This is a genomic window from Desulfofundulus sp. TPOSR, from assembly GCF_011393055.1.
In the GTDB taxonomy this organism is placed as follows: domain Bacteria; phylum Bacillota; class Desulfotomaculia; order Desulfotomaculales; family Desulfovirgulaceae; genus Desulfofundulus; species Desulfofundulus kuznetsovii.
The window spans coordinates 51,700-68,410 of sequence record NZ_JAAOEF010000003.1 but is presented as its reverse complement, the minus strand read 5'-3'; the positions used below and the strand labels follow the sequence as shown (position 1 = coordinate 68,410).

The window sequence follows — 16,711 nt, the reverse complement described above, 5'->3', positions numbered from 1 at the left end:
TCTTACTTTTCGAATCGCCCCTTCCGAATATCTTCTTACTTTTGAAGGACCTAGTTTCACCTAATGGGGGAAGGGGTAAAATTAATGAGTCACACCGCTTTGCCCTGTTTCCTCTTCTTCTTCTTCTTCTTTCCTCACCGCCTGCCTGTACAGGCAGTGTTCTTCCCTTTTCTCTTCTTCCAGGCCGCACTCCCAATAATCGTGGCCTAAAACGTAGCGACGATACTTACACCAGTTGCAAAAGGCATGGGTAATCTGAGCCTGGGTCATGTCCTTTGACTTTATCATTTTTACCATACCTCCCTCGCTGCTCGACTTTTATCTTCTGACCGCCAAACCGGCACGTCATCCGGCAGACCCCAAGACCCACCGTCTTAATCCAGCCTGACGGCTTCCATACGGCGGGGTAACCCCCTTACCAATAATGTTACGAATTTAGGTCGAATTGTCCAATATGGTTAGGGGGCTAAAAAGAGTGCTTTGATCCGTTTACTGAATACATCTCTAAACTTGATCAAGTTTGCTACGGCCCAGTCTTGAAGATCGTTTAGTTCTTCCTCACCAGCATCAATGCTTCCTCCACGATAGATGGCTATGCGGCAGGCGCGGGTATTATCCAGCCGCTCCCAGCTTAAAGCCATATCAAGTTCCCGTTCTATACTGTCCTTTTGTTCGTAAAGCTGGTCAAAAAATTGCTTGTTTTCCTCTTTATCGCCGGTGTCAATATAAAGCTCCACGCCAAAACGCCCTTTTAACTTAAAAGCTGCCGCATACGCAAAACCGCTCCTGCCGGCACTGATACTGTACCAGTTCTGGGGCAATCCCTTTTTAGCATTGGTCAAACCCGGTGCCCGTTCTTTAAGCTTTTCCAAAAAGGCCGTCCAAAAAGCTTGATAGGCTTCTCCCCTGGTGCTTGTGGCTCTGGCACTGGCACTGGCAACGCTTTTCTGCCATTCATTGGGCTGGGAGACAAGCTTAAACAGGGGGAGCAGGCCGGGAATCATCAATACGCACCAGCTTGATTTCCACGCCGAAAAAGGCCTGGTCTTCGCCTGTATTTTCGTTTAGCCAGTCCAGGGCCTGGCGGTGTTCTTCGCGAAACTGTGGGGAAATCCAAATTACTATTTTGGCCCCGCGACCGGCAGTATAGGTAAGCAATTGGCCCAGGTGAGTGTGATCGGTAGGCGCGAGCTGGTTTTCGATAATTACCGTGCGTCCCGAACCCAGGTCCTGTCCTACAAGATCCACGGCAAAAGGCCCCACCGGCCCTTCACGTTCAGTTATCTCAATATCGAGTCCCAGCACTTGATTCAACCGGTCGATGTTTTCTTTTAACCACGGGGTGAAATCCCTCGCTTCATTCCCCCAAACTTCTCGGAGATCAACCTCGGTAAGCGCGCCTAATTCCGCCACAGGCATTATCCCCCCAATAAAACTGTTATCCGGAATTTATAGCTTTATGGTGGCCGGCTTTACTGAGCATCTGCACCATACATAGTCAAGGCCACAATGGAAAAGCTAACATGGGAGGTATAAATGGAGATGGCAGATATCACCATTCACCTGGAACCGGTTATTAACGAACGAGGAATGGCACGGCTGCAATCCGCTTTAAACGACCTGGGCGAAGGCGATGAGCTCAACATCGTTATGGAAGCTGCCGACGCCCACCAGGCCGACCAGGTTACGGAAATCCTGGAGGCAGCCGGTTTTGACTACCAGCCCCGGGGCAGCCATGACGGCAGGCTCTATCATATCACTGCCCGTCGGAAGGTAAAGTAGCTGGAGAATTCAATTCTTTCCACCTTTGCAGCTCCTGCGTGGTTTCCCGGGGCCGGCCCTGCCAGAGGACAAAGGACAGCAGAACCAGGAGGATACCACAAACCAGCGGAAAAGATTTTACCGGGCCGGCCAGAAAACCCCGGCCGGCAGCCATAGCCGCACCGTAGAAACCTAGCCCGGGGATCATCACCCCGTAGTTGCCGGTGCCCAGTTCCATCAGCATGCCGGCAAGGGCTAAAAACCCGGCCAGCCATGCAAGCCACGGTAGCAAATCCAGCAGCGGGACCACAATTTCCACGGCTGCCCCCAGGAAAATGAAGTATCGCCCGTAATGAGCCAGCCGCACAAACCAGGCATACTTTTCCATGTTCAGGGCATAGAAATCACCCAGGAGAAAAAATACTTCCCGCCAGGCCTTTAATTTCTGCCGCCAGTTAAGCGTCGGAGTGATTACCGGCAGGGAATCCAGGGGGTGTTTTCGCTCGGGGTAAAGGTAGCCCAAAAGTTCAGGCACCAGGGCCAGACCCAGAGCGGCAACTCCCACCGGCCATTGCCCGGCCACAAGGTAGATATCACCGCCCAGTAACACTGGCAGGTACACCGCGGTCAAATAGATTACGGCAAAGAGCAGGCTGTGCAGCAGGCGCCAGGAGGACGCCCAGAGGGGCAACAGGCAAAGCCAGAGCATGGGAGTGATCATTACCCCCACATCACCAACCCCGGCACCCCGCACAAAAAGACCGGTAACAAGGGCCCAGCCCAAAGTAGTAACCCAGGCACGGGGCGAATGGTAATAAGTGGCAAAAAAGTGTGCCCCGGAAAAAAGGCGGTATGCCGCAAAAACGGCAACGACCAGCATTATAACTGCCAGTGCTTTCGCAGGCAAGACTTTACCGCTTACCCCGAAGATTGCCGTAGCAGTGGCCACGGCCCCCAGGCAAAAGCCTGAAAAAAAGTAAGCCTGCCGGACGCGTCCCACCCGCCAGGAGGTATAGAACCCCAGGAGCAGGAATACCAACGGGTGATAAAAACTCTGCCCGGTCAACACCGCCGGGACGGCTGCGGCCGCCCCTTCCAGAAGAGCCGCGGCAGGCAAACCGGCCCCACCGGGCCGGCGGGAAACTTCTTTTCGGGTAGACACACACCCACCTCCATTAGTCATATGCTATTCGACAGGTGGGTTTTAATTCCTGCTCCGGCAAGGGGGGGCGCGTCACTACCAACATAGGGACGGAACTTTTAAGTTTGTCAGCAGGAACCGGGCCAGAAACGGCGAAAGATTTAAACGAAAGTTTTGCCGGAGGAGTTTTCATGCGGTGGCTCCTGTCCTTCTGCCTTAACGGGCTGGCTCTACTCTTAATTGATTTAATCGTACCGGGGTTTCGTATCGCAGGCATCGGACCGGCGGTACTGGCAGCCTTTGTCCTGGGTCTGGTAAATACTTTTGTGCGGCCGGTGTTATTATTCCTTACCCTGCCGTTAACGGTCATTACCCTGGGTCTGTTTATCTTTGTCATCAATGCCATAACCTTCACCATAACTGCCTGGCTGGTACCCGGTTTTCACGTCTATAGCTTTGGCGGTGCCTTCTGGGGGGCTCTCCTGACCAGTGTTGCGGGCTGGGTAATCAATATTTTATTTAAAAATTGATAATTTATGATAAAATAGCAATAGGAACGGGCAGGTCACGGGCAGGTTTAGCCCGGGCAAGTTTTACGGAGGTGGGAGCGGTGATCCGTGTCAATGTGAAGGGAATTGCCTATGACATGTCGGGCAATCCAATCATACTGCTAACCGATCAGGAAGAAGAAAGGGTGTTACCCATCTGGGTGGGATTGCTGGAAGCCCACTCCATTGCCGTAGCCTTAGGGCAGGTACCTCCACCCCGCCCCCTGACCCACGACCTGTTTAAAAACGCCTGTGAAGCTATGGGTGCCCGGATTTCCCAGGTGGTAATCACCGATCTCAAAGACAGCACCTTTTATGCGGAGGTTCACCTGGCACTACCCGAACAGGGTCTGGTGTTAGACGCCCGCCCCAGCGACGCCGTGGCCCTGGCTTTGCGGGCGGCGGCACCGGTATATGTAACCGACAAACTCACGGAGCATATGCTTTTTATCAAGGACCTTTTTGATGAGGAAACCCGGGCCGAACTGGAAAAGATCTTCGAGCTTACTAAAGAATATAAAAAGTCCCTTCACTAACGCATGAATCCATAACTTAAAGAAAAACCAGTAAAACCCTTCTGTACCGCTAAGAAGGGTTTTTTACTTTCTTTTACCCATGCCGCGGGAGATTAGGGATTACAGGACAGGGCAAAATAACATTTAAAGCAAGCATGAAACAGTCAAAAAAGGAGGTGCCCCATGACCGGCAACGGTTACAAAAGACCCGAAACCATTGCGGACCTCCACCGCCCGCCGGGAATCCCTCAACCAAGGGAGATTAAATCCCAAAAGGCACAGCTGGAAAGCGCCCACCGCCACGGAACCAACAAGGCGGTAAAATGGCAGATGTCCTATAAAACAGGGCGGAGGGAAAGAAACCCGGAAGCCAAGTAGCAATTATCTTCCTTTTTCAAGCGAGCGGGGGGAACCCGGCCTTAAAAGTCACCGGCAGGCGGGGTAAAGGCGGCCCGGGCACCTCCCTGCTGTTCCCTTTGCAGGCGTACGGCATGCTGGATGATCAAACGATATACTTTTTCCACCATCGCCGGATCCACCCCTTTTAGCTGGGCCAGACGGCGCACCCGGGCCAGCACCCGGGCTTCCCGGTGGGGATCGCGCACCGGGCAAACGCCTGCCTTTAATTTCCCTATCCGGGCCACCAGGGCGTTACGCCGGGCCAGCATTTCCACCATTTGTTCATCCACCTCATCGATGGCTTCTCGCAACCTTTCAATTTCCTCCCATTGTACCGGGGATGGGGATACCACCTGCCCGGTGAACCCGGCCTCCACCGTTGAGCTGCCGGGGTTGTCGTCAGTAGACCGCTTTACTTTATCGACCGGGTCGGCAGTTTGCTCAGGCCCGCTCAAGTCCGCGGGATAGGAACCGAGCACCCTCAGCTCTGCCCGGGAAGCCACTGCTTCTAAAGCTTCCTGTACCTGTTTATCATGCCGGTGGCCTACCAGATCGATGAAAAACAGGTACTCCCCCAAACGGCGCCTGGAGGGACGGGACTCTATACGCGTCAGGTTGATCCCCCTTGCGGCAAACTCTCCCAGCACCTCGTACAGGGCTCCCGGGCGGTGGGCCACGGAAACAATAAGGGTTGTTTTGCAGTCCGGCGCCCACCCGCCATCCTCACGGCCGACCACGATAAACCGGGTGGCGTTGCCGGAGCAATCATTGATTTTTTCCACCAGCACTTCCAGCCCGTACTCCCGGGCAGCCGTTACGGGGCCAATGGCTGCCCAGGGAGCACCGGTGGAAGCCACCAGATGCACGGCAGCGGCCGTGCTGGCGGTTTCCACCACCTGAGCTCCGGGCAGGTGTCTGGAGATGAACTCCCGGCACTGGGCCAGGGCATGGGGATGGGAAAGCACCCTTTCAATTGTCTTCAGCGGTACTCCCGGCGGAGCCATAAGGCAGTGGACCACCGGCAGGATGATCTCCCCTTTAATGCGTAAGTCCGGGAAAGTATGGGCCAGCAGGTCCTGAGTCTGATTAACCGCCCCTTCACTGGAGTTCTCCAGCGGCACCACCGCTTCGGTCACTTCTCCCTGCACCACCGCCGCAAGCACCTCGTATATGGACGGCAGGGCTACCATTTGGACATCCCCTGCCGGCTGCCGGGCCAGGTACTGCCGCACCGCCAGTTCCGAGAAGGTACCACATGGGCCAAGGTAACCGATTTTTTTGTCCATGGCTCCTGCTCCTTTCTTTCAAGCCGCCCGCCCCACGGCAGCAGCCACCGCCCGCAATTCCTCCATCAGGGAAACAAACTGCGCCGGAGTCAGGGACTGGGGACCGTCACAAAGGGCCTGCGTGGGCTCGGGGTGCACTTCAATCAGCAAACCATCGGCACCGGCAGCCACCGCCGCCCTGGCCATGGGGCCCACCAGCCGGCGGTCCCCCGTGGCATGGCTGGGATCCACAATCACCGGCAGGTGGCTTAAAGACTTCACCAGCGGTACGGCACTCAAGTCCAGGGTGTTGCGGGTGGAATGCTCAAAGGTACGGATACCCCGCTCGCAAAGGACTATCTGCCCGTTACCTTCGGACATGATGTACTCCGCCGCCATCAGCCACTCTTCCACTGTAGCCGACAGGCCGCGTTTGAGCAGTACCGGCTTGCCCGAGCGGCCGACCATCTGCAGGAGGCGGAAATTCTGCATGTTCCTGGCCCCCACCTGGAGCATATCAACGTACTCAACGGCCAGTTCCAGACTGTGCTCATCCACCACCTCGGTAACTGTGGCCAGGCCGGTCTGGCGGGCCGCTTCCGCCAGCAGTTTTAAGCCCTCTTCCCCCAGCCCCTGGAAGCTGTAGGGGGAAGTACGGGGTTTGAAAGCGCCGCCGCGTAAAATAGCCGCACCGGCCTGCTGCACCATGTGGGCTGCTGCAAGCAACTGCTCCCGGCTTTCCACGGCACAGGGTCCGGCAATGACCGCCAGCTGGCTGCCGCCAATGGCCACGTGACCTACCCGGACCACGGTATTTTCCTCCCTGGCTTCCCGGCTGACCAGCTTGTAAGGCTTCATGATCGGCACGACTCTCTCCACCCCCGGCATGGTTTCAAGTCCCAGGGAATTAAGTACGCGCCGGTCGCCTACGGCGCCAATGACAATCCGTCTGACCCCATAAATGGGGTGGGCAGAAAAACCGCATTCTTCCAGACGCATAATTACCGCCTCGACCTGCTCGGCGGAAGCCCGCCCGTCCATAACTACTACCATTTATTAATCCCTCCATTCATGATTAAAATAAAAGTCCGCCGCTTTCATCCCTGGGGACGAAAGCAGCGGACTTCCGCGGTACCACCCCAATTGGCCGGAAAAACCCGGCCCCCTCGATCAGGGTACGGGAAAAACACCCCCTGCAGCAACGGGAAAAATAAAAGCTCCTCGCACCTTTAGGGACGAGAAGCATACCGCTTTCCGCGTTACCACCCTACTTGACCGTAAAAACGGCCCACCTCAACACAGGGTACGGGAATGTGTCTTTCCGATACCCCCTTCCCGGTAACGTGGGAAGACTACGGCACAGCCTACTTGCCCGCGGTAACGGGTTTCAGCCTGCATCTCCGGGGAGAACTTCAACCGGTCATGTTCTGGAGGCGCTTCCAGTCGCCGGCGCCTCCTCCCTGGAGAACTGTTTCCGGCCTACTTTTCCCCTTCATCGACTTTAGGGATATAATTTATGCCTTATTATAAAAGAAAAACTCCGGCAGCGCAAGGGGGTTGGTTGTCTTTTTTGAGCTTAAATAAAAGCCGGCTTAACGGCATCCAGCACCTTTTGCACCTTTCCTGGTGCATCGGGGCTTCCCCGGTTGACGGCGTCCCACGCCGCCTCCACACCGGCAGCCAGGTCCCGGTTCAAATGGCCGGCAATGAACAGGTAAGAGGAAAGGCGGCGTTCCAGCTGGATCTTGAGCCTTTCATGAAGGGGTTTTTGCAGGTAATCATAAATGGTCTGTAAAATGGCCGGTTTATCGCCGGGCAACTGTCCTTCTACTTCCCATAAGAGGTTGCACATCTGGTCGCTGGCCAGGTAGGCATGGCAGTCCAGGTGCTCCACGAACAGGGCAATTTCTTCCACCACTTCATCTTCCGTGAGCGGTTCAAATTCCCCGGCCTGTATCCTGTCATAAAGGGGGGTGCCCAGGCGGGGAACGAGGGTTCTTAAGCGGATGAAATCCGGGTCAATTTCATTTAAAACCCGGGCCGATTCAAGGGCATGTTTTTTAGACCACTTCTTTCCACCCAGGCCGGGCATGTAATATTCGCTTAACTCGATGCCGGCTTCCTTTGTTTTTTTGCCGGCCAGAATATGTTCGTCCGCCGTGGTTCCCTTTTGGATACAGGCCAGCACCTCGTCGCACCCGGATTCAAGACCGATATGCAGCCGGGAAAGACCGGCCTCACGCAGCCGCTTCAGGTCTTCCTGCGATTTTCTGGCAATGGTCTTTGACCTGGCGTAAGAGGTTATACGCTCAATGGTGGGAAAATTCACCTTTAAGTAGTGCAGGATTTCCACCAGGTCGGCCGTCCTGATTTGCGGTGCGTTGGCGTCCTGGAGAAAGACAGTCCTGGCCCCGGAGGAAAGCCAGTGGACAACATTGGCCAGGCTTTCCAACCGCCGTTCCACAGTTCCGGGATCGTTGTAAGCACTGCTGTAGAGGGCGGGGTTTTCGTTGATGAAGGTGGTTACCACTTCCTGCCTGATGTCGCCCCGGAAACCCAGCCGCCAGGAAGTAGCCTTGATTTCCCCGGCCAGCGCTTTAACCGTATCGATGTCGGCTTTAATCTCTTCAACACTCCGCAGGCTATAGGTTTTGTTCTTGTAGGTGCGGCAAAACTCGCAGCGGTTCCAGGGACAGTTTCTGGTGACCCGAAGGAGCAGCGAACGGTCTTTGCCCTCGCTGGGGGGCCTTATGGGCCCCATTTCGTGGTATCCTTTACCGTGCTGCAGGATTGCAGGTAACATAGTTTTCCACCACCTTTAGGCAATGATCCTTCTCCTTATCCTAACCCTCTACCCCGCCACCCCTGCAGACTTCAAGGCTTCAATGTCCTGCTCCCGGTAGCCCAGGCGGCGCAGGATCTCCGCCGTATGCTCCCCCGCCCCCGGGGCAGGGAAATCGGCTTTTACCTCCACGCCCCGCAACTTGAGGGGCTGGGCAACCGTGGTTATGCTCCCTTCCCTGGTGGGAAGCTCCATAAATAAATTCCTGGCCTTAATCTGGGGATGCTCCGGCACCTCGCTAACATCCAGAACGGGCTCGATACAGGTGTCAACTGTACCAAATAGTTCCATGATTTCAGCGCGGGTTTTACTGCTAAAAAACTCCTGTACCGCCTGCCGTGCCTCGTCGTCCTCCCTGTGCTGCAGGGGCAGCAGGTCCGGCCGCCCGGCAACGCTACAAAAAGTCTCCCAGAACTTGGCCTCGAGATTGCCCACACTGACATAGCAACCGTCCCTGGTGGCGTAGATGTTGTAGCAGGCCCGGCCCCCGTTCAGTTCTTCCGTGCCGCGGTGGGGCTCACCGGCCCCCGCCAGGTACCGGGTGAGGTACAGGGTCATCCACGATACTACTGTATCAGTTAAAGCCACATCTACGTAAGCGCCACGGCCGGTCATAAGGCTTTTTACGTAGGCCGCCAGGATGCCCGCCACCGCCATCAACCCGCCGCTCAGGTCGGCCACCTGCACACCGGGCAGGACGGGCGGGCCCGCCCGGTGGCCCGTTAAACCGAGGGCACCGGCAACGGCCATATAGTTGATGTCGTGGCCCGGGCGCCGGCTGTAAGGGCCATCCTGACCGTAACCGCTTAAGGCACAGTAAACCAGGCGGGGGTTCTCGGAAGATAAAATTTCGTAACCCAAACCCAGGCGTTCCATTACTCCCGGCCTGAAGCTCTCGATCACCACGTTAAATTCCCGTACCAAACGCAGAAATACTTCCCGCCCCTGTGGTGCTTTAAGGTTCAAGCGCATGGACTTCTTATTGCGGTTGACGGCGTGAAACCATACACTCTCATGCCCCAACCGCGGTCCCATTTCCCGCATGTAGTCTCCCGCCCCCGGATCCTCGATCTTGAGCACCTCCGCACCCAGATCCGCCAGGATCATGGTGGCATAGGGGCCGGGCAACAGCCGCGTTAAATCCAGAACCTTCATATTTTCCAAAACCTGGTACAACAGTGCTCCCTCCTGGCATATTTTACAGAAATTATACCAGGATAGTGATTGTTGTGATAAGATTTAGATTAGTTGAAATAGCCGCAGCCCGCACAAAGGAGGAATTTTATAAATTATGGAAAGCCTTTTTCCCTTCTTTCACCCCCGGTCCGTAGCTCTCATTGGTGTTTCCACCAAAACGGGCCTGCAAGCCTTTAACATACTGGAGCAGGTGCTCGCCGGCGGCTACCGGGGGCGCATTTACCCCGTCAACCCTAAAGGAGGAACCCTGTTAGGCCTGCCGGTTTACCGCACGGTCAGTGAAATCCCCGAGATACCCGACCTGGCCGTAATCTCCACCCCCCGCACGGCTGTACCGGATGTGGTACGGGAATGCACGGCCAGAGGCATTAAAGCCATAATTATAATTTCCCAGGGTTTTGCCGATGCCGATGCCTGGGGAAAAGAAATGCAAAAGCAATTGCTGGAGACCATCCGGGATACCGGAACCCGCATTGTGGGACCAAACACTATCGGTGTCGTTAACCTTTATGAAAACCTGAATACTTCTTTCATTGGCTTCCTGCGGCAAAAGGCCGGTACGGCCATGATCTGCCAGTCGGGCATCTTTTTGCTGGGTGCGGCTGACTTTACCGGCGGCATTGGTCTGGGAGTGGACATCGGCAACGCGGCCGATGTGGGTTTTACCGAAAGCCTGGCCTACCTGGGACAACAACCCCAGGTGAAGGTGATCAACCTGCACATGGAAGGGATTCAGGACGGACGGCAGTTCATGAAAGTGGCCCGCCGGGTAAGCAGGGTAAAACCGGTGCTTTGTCTGAAAACCGGCTGCAGTGAAGCGGGGGCCCGGGCCGCCAGCTCCCACAGCGGTTCCCTGGCCGGCGAGGATCACGTCTTTAGCGCAGCTTTTAAACAATGCGGGATTATCAGAGTGCGGGACGTAGAGGAAATGCGCTACTTGAACAAAACCTTCCTCACTTACTCCTCCATGCCCGGGCGGCGGGTGGCCGTGGTGACCATCAGCGGCGGGGCGGGCATCATGGCCGTGGATGCCTGCAGTGCCTGCGGCCTGGAAGTAGCCCGCTTCAGCGAAAAGACCCGGCAAAAACTGGCCGCCGTTTTCCCCGGCTGGATGGAGGTAAATAACCCGGCGGACATCTGGCCGGCGGGTATGGCCAGGGGATACCTGGACATCCTGGAACTGGCCCTGGATACAATACTGGACGATCCGGGCGTGGATGCGGTTCTGGTGATCAGTCCGGCTTATCTGGATCCCGAAGAAGACCCGCGCCTGGACATTTCCCCCACGATTAACCGGATGGCTTCCCGGTACCCGGAAAAACCCCTGGCCCTGTGGATTTTTGGCGGTTACCGCCCGGAACTGGCAGCCAGGATGGAAAAAGAAAACCGGGTGGTGGTCTATCCATCCCCGGAACGGGCCATGGCCTCTTTAGCGGCTTTATACCGTTACCTGCACGAAATTAAAAACCGCACCCCTTTATCCCCACCGGTCTTTTCCGGCATCCAGGAGGAGCGCGTCGAGGCCATCCTTGAAACAGCCAGGCGGGAAGGGCTTAAAACCATAAATGAAACCGCCCTGGAAATTCTCCAGGCCGGCGGCATTCCGGTGCTTCCCTCCCGGGTGGCGCAAAACGCCGGGGATGCCGTGAAAATAGCGGAATCCCTGGGCTACCCGGTGGTAATGAAAATTGCCAGCCCGCAGATCTCCCATAAATCGGACGTGGGCGGAGTGAGGGTTAATTTGAACGATGCCCGGGCGGTGGAAAAAGCCTATAACGAAATGGTGGAAACAGTTTCCGCCCGGGCACCCCATGCGACCATCAAAGGAGTGCTCATCCAGCCCTACAGACCCGGTGGAGTGGAGGTGCTCCTGGGCTGCAAGCGTGATCCCTCCTTTGGACCGGTTCTGGTCTTTGGGCTGGGGGGAATTTATACCGAGCTGTTCCGGGACGTTTCCTTTGCCGTCGCGCCAATAAACCGGGAAGAGGCCCTGGACATGATCAGGGAAACCAGATCCTACCGACTGCTCCAGGGGTACCGGGGACAGCCCCCGGCAGATATCGAAGCCCTGGTGGAATGCCTCCTGCGCCTCAGCCAGCTGGTCACCCGGTGGCCTGAAATTATGGAAATGGACATCAACCCCCTTTTAGTTGGCCCGCAGGGCGCGGTGGCCGTAGACGCCCGCATAACCATAGGATGAGTAGAAAGGAGTAAAGGGAACAGGTGATCATGACCGATAATAACAACTGGAAAAAGGTTGCTTTTCGGAACTCCCGTGGTTTAACCCTGGCCGGGCTGCTGTACGGCACGCCGGAGGAAACAGGTGATATTGTCATTCACTGCCACGGCTTCACGGGCAGCAAGGAAGGGGGTGGACGGGCCCTGGAGCTGGGTGCCGAACTGGGCCGGCGCGGCTGGTCCACCCTGGTCTTTGATTTTGCGGGCAATGGTGAAAGCGAGGGAGACTTCGCGAACATTACCCTCTCGGGACAGATCGACGACCTTACCTGCGCCGTGGACTGGGTGCTCAAACAGGGGTACAAGCGGGTGGTCACCGTGGGGCGCAGTTTCGGCGGTTCCACGGTCATCTGCCAGGGAACCCGGGATCCCCGGGTAGCCGGGGTGTGCACCTGGGCTGCACCGGCCAGATTACTGGATCTTTTTGCCTCATTTACCGACGGGCCCATTGACGGCCCGGAAGAAATGGTAGCTATTGCGGGAGAAGGCGGCATCATTTACTTGAAAAAGGCTTTTTTCCAGGACCTGAAGCTCTATGATGTTCCAGGAGATGCGGCGCGCCTGGCCCCCCGGCCCCTTTTAATCATCCACGGCACCAGAGATGGCGTCGTTCCGCCGGAGGATGCCCGCCTCATCTTTGAAGCGGCCGGCGAACCCCGGGAACTGGTCTGGATTGAGGAAGGGGATCACCAGTTCGCCAAACATTATCATCAGGTCTGGGAAACCCTGTTTGACTGGCTGGACAGGCACTTTAAAAGGTCAGCCTCCTAAAGCGAGGAGTGTAAAAATTGTTGGGAAAGAAAGTGCTTAAAGGAAAGAAAAACCCTTCCCCGGCCCGGGACAGCAGGGAAGCAAGCCCCGCCTACCGGGCCGCCGTGGATACGGGGGGCACATTTACCGATATCTGCCTGTTGCGGGAGGACACCGGAGAAATATTTATCTCCAAGGTACCTTCAACCCCCTCTGATCCGGCCCGGGCCGTACTGGGCGGCCTGGCCAGGGCAACAGCCGCAGCCGGTTTGGAACCTGCCGGATTGAGAATGCTCCTGCACGGCACCACCGTGGCCACCAACGCCCTCCTGGAAGGCAAGGGCGCACCGGTTGCCCTCCTGGTTACCCGGGGCTTTAAGGACATCTTGCTCATCGGGAGGCAAAACCGGCCGGCCCTTTACGATTTCTGGACAGTAAAACCCCGCCCCCTTGTTCCCCGCCGCCTTACCTTTGAGGTAACGGAACGGATCATGGCGGACGGCCAGGTATACATTCCCCTGGATGAAGGGGAAGTGCAGGCTATAGTGGAAGAAATCCGCCGGGCCGGGGTAACTTCCATTGCCGTAAGCTTTCTGCACTCCTACGCCAACCCCCGGCACGAACAGAAGGTACGGGATATCATCGCCCGGCTTTACCCCGACGCCCTGGTGACCCTGTCTTCCGACATCCTGCCCGAATTCCGGGAATACGAACGCACCAGTACCACCGTCATCAACGCCCTGGTTCAGCCCCGGATAGCCGCTTATATAGCCCGCCTGAAGGAAGGTTTAAAGGGCCTCGCCAGCCCGGGGGTGCAAAGCAAACGGCCACCCGGTTTGTTCATCATGCAGTCCAGCGGGGGCATGCTGACGGCGGAGCAGGCCATGCGGGAAAGCGCCCGCACCGTTCTTTCCGGACCCGCCGGCGGGGTTTTAGCCGGGTTATTCCTGGCCCGCCAGACCGGCCGCCCCAATGTAATTACCGCCGATATGGGCGGCACCAGCATGGATATCTGCCTGATTAAGGGAGAGCAGCTGCGCCATACCACGGAGGGTGCCATTGGCGGTTACCCGCTGAGCCTCCCCATGCTGGATATCCACACCATCGGGGCGGGTGGAGGCAGCATTGGCTGGGTGGACGGAGGCGGAGCCCTTCGGGTGGGGCCCGCCAGCGCCGGGGCCGCTCCCGGCCCGGCCTGCTACGGCCTGGGGGGAACCGAGCCTACGGTTACCGACGCCAACCTGGTGCTGGGACGTATCAGCCCCACCCGGAGTTTAAATCCCGCCCTTGCTTTACAACCCCGGCTGGCCCGGCAATACCTGGAGGAAAAGATTGCCCGTCCCTTGAAACTTACCGTTGAAGAAGCCGCGGCAGGTATGATCCGGGTGGTAAATGCCGCGATGGCCCGGGCCATGCGGGTTGTTTCCGTCCAGCGGGGCCATGACCCCCGGGATTTCACCCTGGTGGCCTTCGGCGGGGCCGGGCCGCTGCACGCCGTGGAACTGGCCCGGGAGCTGAACATTCCCTATGTGCTCATCCCCCGCTACCCCGGAGTCACCTCCGCCCTGGGCATGCTCCATGCCGACGTGCGCCGCGATTACGTACGCACGGCGCTGTTGCCTTTAAACGACACGGAGCCGGACCAACTGGCGGACCTTTACACACCTCTCGAAGAAAAAGGCCGGCGTGAGCTGGAAGAGGAGGGATTTTCCCCCGCGGAGATCATTATCACCCGCCAGGCCGATTTGCGCTACAGGGGCCAGTCCTATACCCTGACCCTGCCGGTGCCGGCCGGTCAACTGGCTGCGGAGGATCTGGCCATTTTACGGCGCAGCTTTCACCTGCTTCACCGGCAGGAATACGGGTTCTGCCGCGAGGAAGCCCCTTTAGAAGTGGTCAACCTGCGGCTGGTGGCCCTGGGCAGCCTGCCCCGCCCTCACATATCCACCCCCGGAAAAAAGAAGGGTTCAAGGGCGGCGCCCGAACCGCTGGAAGAGCGGCCGGTGTATTTTGGCGGCCGTTTCTTACCCACACCGGTTTATCACCGCAACGATCTGGAACCGGACATGAGCCTGAAGGGACCGGCGGTAATTGAGCAATCCGACACCACCACCCTGGTATGGCCCGGAACATCCGTACGGGTAGACCAGTGGGGCAATCTCATCATCCATGTGGGGGGAAGATAGATGTCCCAATTAGATATAGACCCCGTACAACTGGAAGTAACCCGCCACGCCCTGCAATCGGTAGCCGAGGAAATGGGCGCCACCCTTACCAGGACGGCCCTGTCCCCCAATATCAAAGACCGCCGCGACTGCTCCACCGCCATCTATACCGCCGACGGCCGGCTGGTGGCCCAGGCGGAACACATTCCGCTGCACCTGGGCCTCATGCCCGCGGTGGTGCAGGCGGTATTGCGGGAATACCCCCTGGCAAAACTTGAGGAGGGCGATGCAGTTATTATCAACGATCCTTACATCAGCGGCTCCCACCTGCCAGACATCTGCGTGATCAGCCCGGTCTTTTACAGGAACAGGCCCCTGGCCCTGGTGGCCAATCTCGCCCACCATGTGGATGTGGGAGGCGCAGTTCCGGGCAGCATGTCCACCACAGCCACGGAAATTTTCCAGGAGGGTATCCGTATCCCACCGGTTAAAATCCGCAGACGGGGCAAGGTCAACCGGGAGCTTTTAAAACTGGTTTCCCACAACCTGCGGACCGCCAGGGAGTTTCATGGCGATATCCAGGCCCAGCTCACGGCCAACGACCGGGGGATAAAAAGGCTTATGGAGCTGGCGGAGCGCTACGGAGCAAATGCCTTGAAGGAGCATATGGAACAAATCATCAGCTACACCCACCGGCGGCTGCTCGCTGCCTTAGAAATAATTCCTCCGGGTACCTACGAGTTTGAAGACTTCCTGGAAGGTGACGGTCTGGAACAAAATCCCATCAATGTCCGGGTAGCCATTACCCGGCACAACAAGGGGCTTACAGTAGACTTCAGCGGCACCCACCCCCAGGTAAGGGGACCGGTCAATGCCACCAGAGGGGTAACCCTGGCCTGTGTGTACTATGTAATAAAAGCAGTGGTGGACCCCGATTTACCTTCCAGTGACGGTCTCAACCGGGCTGTGGAGGTAGTTACACCCGAAGGCAGTCTGGTAAATCCCGTCTTCCCTGCCCCGGTAGCCCACGCCAACATTAATACTGCCCAGCGCATTGCCGACGTGCTCCTGGGTGCCCTGGCCCGGGCGGTGCCGGAGCGGGTAACGGCAGCGGGAACGGGAAGCATGAGCAATTTCACCGTGGGCGGCGTCGACCCCGCCACCGGCACCTACTATTCCTACGTGGAAACATACGGCGGCGGCCAGGGAGCAAAACACAACCAGGACGGGATGGACGGAGTACACGTGCATATGACCAACACCCGCAACACACCGGTGGAAGTAATCGAGCAGTCCTACCCGCTCAGGGTGGAGCGTTACGCCCTGGTTCCCGATTCGGGCGGGGCTGGAAAGCACCGGGGCGGTCTGGGCATGATGCGGGAAATCACGGTCTTAAGGGGAGAAGCCACAGTAGCGGTAAGCACTGAACGGACCGAATTGCCGCCCTGGGGCCTGGCGGGTGGTTTGCCGGGACAGCAGGCTATGGTCAGGGTGGCCTGGCCGGCAAATACAACCTTTGCAAATTCAGGTTTCAACGGGGGCCCTACCGGACGGCTGCCAGCGGCAGCAACAGTGGAAACAGAAATGAACGGAGGAAAATTTACCTGCCGGGTACCGGCGGGAACCACCATCAGGCTGCAAACCGCCGGCGGGGGTGGTTACGGTAACCCCCTGGAACGGGATCCGGAGCTGGTACGGCAGGATGTGCTGGAGGGTCTGGTCAGCCGGCGGGCGGCAAAAGAAGTGTATGGAGTAATATTCACCGCGGAGCTGGAGATAGACCATGAGGCCACCGCCCGGCAGCGGGAAGAATTGCGCCACAAGGGGCAATGAAAACATAAAAGTCTACATGATTTGCCGGGCTATTTTGGACTGCCCCCCTATGGACAG

General features: G+C 57.4%; 16 protein-coding genes and 1 other annotated feature. Of the genes, 8 read left to right on the top strand and 8 right to left on the bottom strand.

The genetic code is table 11. From position 1 onward, the window contains the following. Window positions 1-81: 81 nt before the first annotated feature. The 3 genes from G7K71_RS11100 to G7K71_RS11090 form a co-directional block, all read right to left on the bottom strand. Complete coding sequence (locus tag G7K71_RS11100) at window positions 82-288, bottom strand: hypothetical protein (protein ID WP_166346420.1); 207 nt, start codon at window positions 286-288, stop codon at window positions 82-84. Window positions 289-458: 170 nt separating this feature from the next. After that, entirely contained in the window at window positions 459-1,004 is a 546-nt protein-coding gene (locus G7K71_RS11095; protein ID WP_166346417.1) for a DUF4268 domain-containing protein, read from the bottom strand. Further along, on the bottom strand, window positions 976-1,413 hold the full coding sequence (locus tag G7K71_RS11090; RefSeq protein WP_166346414.1) for a hypothetical protein: 438 nt from the start codon (window positions 1,411-1,413) through the stop codon (window positions 976-978). Before G7K71_RS11090 ends, G7K71_RS11095 begins: the two co-directional genes overlap by 29 nt. 123 nt (window positions 1,414-1,536) lie before the next feature. Here G7K71_RS11090 and G7K71_RS11085 point away from each other — a divergent pair, with 123 nt between their 5' ends. Next, a complete protein-coding gene (locus tag G7K71_RS11085; RefSeq protein ID WP_207712884.1) occupies window positions 1,537-1,782 on the top strand; it encodes a hypothetical protein in 246 nt (81 codons plus the stop codon). Here G7K71_RS11085 and G7K71_RS11080 read toward each other — a convergent pair. After that, window positions 1,757-2,923, bottom strand: coding sequence for a hypothetical protein (locus G7K71_RS11080; protein ID WP_166346411.1), 1,167 nt, complete (start codon window positions 2,921-2,923; stop codon window positions 1,757-1,759). The two genes, G7K71_RS11085 and G7K71_RS11080, sit on opposite strands and share 26 nt — an antisense overlap. Before the next feature lie 170 nt (window positions 2,924-3,093). Between G7K71_RS11080 and G7K71_RS11075 the strand changes: the two genes are divergently transcribed. The 3 genes from G7K71_RS11075 to G7K71_RS11065 all read left to right on the top strand — a co-directional run bounded on the left by G7K71_RS11075 (window position 3,094) and on the right by G7K71_RS11065 (window position 4,343). Continuing rightward, the gene (locus tag G7K71_RS11075; RefSeq protein WP_166346408.1) at window positions 3,094-3,432 is read left to right on the top strand and encodes a phage holin family protein; all 339 of its coding nucleotides are present in this window, start codon (window positions 3,094-3,096) and stop codon (window positions 3,430-3,432) included. 80 nt (window positions 3,433-3,512) lie between these two features. After that, complete coding sequence (locus G7K71_RS11070) at window positions 3,513-3,986, top strand: bifunctional nuclease family protein (RefSeq protein WP_013823390.1); 474 nt, start codon at window positions 3,513-3,515, stop codon at window positions 3,984-3,986. A gap of 162 nt (window positions 3,987-4,148) precedes the next feature. Beyond that, window positions 4,149-4,343 carry a hypothetical protein gene (locus G7K71_RS11065; RefSeq protein ID WP_166346405.1) on the top strand — a complete coding sequence of 65 codons (195 nt, stop codon included), beginning with the start codon at window positions 4,149-4,151 and terminating at the stop codon, window positions 4,341-4,343. A gap of 41 nt (window positions 4,344-4,384) precedes the next feature. Here the strand turns inward: G7K71_RS11065 and pheA are convergent, their stop codons facing one another. The 4 genes from pheA to G7K71_RS11045 all read right to left on the bottom strand — a co-directional run bounded on the left by pheA (window position 4,385) and on the right by G7K71_RS11045 (window position 9,647). Continuing rightward, a complete protein-coding gene (gene pheA / locus G7K71_RS11060; protein ID WP_166346402.1) occupies window positions 4,385-5,650 on the bottom strand; it encodes a prephenate dehydratase in 1,266 nt (421 codons plus the stop codon). Window positions 5,651-5,668: 18 nt separating this feature from the next. Further along, window positions 5,669-6,682, bottom strand: coding sequence for a 3-deoxy-7-phosphoheptulonate synthase (gene aroF / locus G7K71_RS11055; RefSeq protein ID WP_166346399.1), 1,014 nt, complete (start codon window positions 6,680-6,682; stop codon window positions 5,669-5,671). A 49-nt stretch (window positions 6,683-6,731) separates the two neighbouring features. Beyond that, window positions 6,732-7,134, bottom strand: a binding site (T-box leader). Between the two features lie 71 nt (window positions 7,135-7,205). Continuing rightward, complete coding sequence (locus G7K71_RS11050) at window positions 7,206-8,432, bottom strand: radical SAM protein (RefSeq protein ID WP_166346396.1); 1,227 nt, start codon at window positions 8,430-8,432, stop codon at window positions 7,206-7,208. A 48-nt stretch (window positions 8,433-8,480) separates the two neighbouring features. Next, entirely contained in the window at window positions 8,481-9,647 is a 1,167-nt protein-coding gene (locus G7K71_RS11045) for a CaiB/BaiF CoA-transferase family protein (RefSeq protein WP_243174876.1), read from the bottom strand. 115 nt (window positions 9,648-9,762) lie between these two features. Between G7K71_RS11045 and G7K71_RS11040 the strand changes: the two genes are divergently transcribed. From G7K71_RS11040 to G7K71_RS11025, 4 genes are read left to right on the top strand one after another with little or no spacing between them, the layout of a single operon-like run. After that, window positions 9,763-11,868 (top strand): acetate--CoA ligase family protein, encoded by a 2,106-nt coding sequence (locus tag G7K71_RS11040; protein ID WP_166346393.1) that lies wholly within the window; start codon window positions 9,763-9,765, stop codon window positions 11,866-11,868. Between the two features lie 29 nt (window positions 11,869-11,897). Then, window positions 11,898-12,677 (top strand): alpha/beta hydrolase, encoded by a 780-nt coding sequence (locus G7K71_RS11035; protein ID WP_207712939.1) that lies wholly within the window; start codon window positions 11,898-11,900, stop codon window positions 12,675-12,677. A 17-nt stretch (window positions 12,678-12,694) separates the two neighbouring features. After that, the gene (locus G7K71_RS11030) at window positions 12,695-14,842 is read left to right on the top strand and encodes a hydantoinase/oxoprolinase family protein (protein ID WP_166346387.1); all 2,148 of its coding nucleotides are present in this window, start codon (window positions 12,695-12,697) and stop codon (window positions 14,840-14,842) included. Then, window positions 14,843-16,654: a hydantoinase B/oxoprolinase family protein gene (locus G7K71_RS11025; protein ID WP_166346384.1), complete on the top strand. Its 1,812-nt coding sequence runs from the start codon at window positions 14,843-14,845 to the stop codon at window positions 16,652-16,654. It abuts the gene before it with no gap. Window positions 16,655-16,711 lie beyond the last annotated feature (57 nt).

What these genes read in the sequence shown, in the direction of transcription:
- G7K71_RS11100 (WP_166346420.1), bottom strand. Translation starts at nt 288, where the DNA reads ATGATAAAGTCAAAGGACATGACCCAGGCTCAGATTACCCATGCCTTT.
- aroF (WP_166346399.1), bottom strand. Translation starts at nt 6,682, where the DNA reads ATGGTAGTAGTTATGGACGGGCGGGCTTCCGCCGAGCAGGTCGAGGCG.
- G7K71_RS11040 (WP_166346393.1), top strand. Translation starts at nt 9,763, where the DNA reads ATGGAAAGCCTTTTTCCCTTCTTTCACCCCCGGTCCGTAGCTCTCATT.
- G7K71_RS11095 (WP_166346417.1), bottom strand. Translation starts at nt 1,004, where the DNA reads ATGATTCCCGGCCTGCTCCCCCTGTTTAAGCTTGTCTCCCAGCCCAAT.
- G7K71_RS11025 (WP_166346384.1), top strand. Translation starts at nt 14,843, where the DNA reads ATGTCCCAATTAGATATAGACCCCGTACAACTGGAAGTAACCCGCCAC.
- G7K71_RS11065 (WP_166346405.1), top strand. Translation starts at nt 4,149, where the DNA reads ATGACCGGCAACGGTTACAAAAGACCCGAAACCATTGCGGACCTCCAC.
- G7K71_RS11050 (WP_166346396.1), bottom strand. Translation starts at nt 8,432, where the DNA reads ATGTTACCTGCAATCCTGCAGCACGGTAAAGGATACCACGAAATGGGG.
- G7K71_RS11085 (WP_207712884.1), top strand. Translation starts at nt 1,537, where the DNA reads ATGGAGATGGCAGATATCACCATTCACCTGGAACCGGTTATTAACGAA.
- G7K71_RS11035 (WP_207712939.1), top strand. Translation starts at nt 11,898, where the DNA reads ATGACCGATAATAACAACTGGAAAAAGGTTGCTTTTCGGAACTCCCGT.
- G7K71_RS11075 (WP_166346408.1), top strand. Translation starts at nt 3,094, where the DNA reads ATGCGGTGGCTCCTGTCCTTCTGCCTTAACGGGCTGGCTCTACTCTTA.
- pheA (WP_166346402.1), bottom strand. Translation starts at nt 5,650, where the DNA reads ATGGACAAAAAAATCGGTTACCTTGGCCCATGTGGTACCTTCTCGGAA.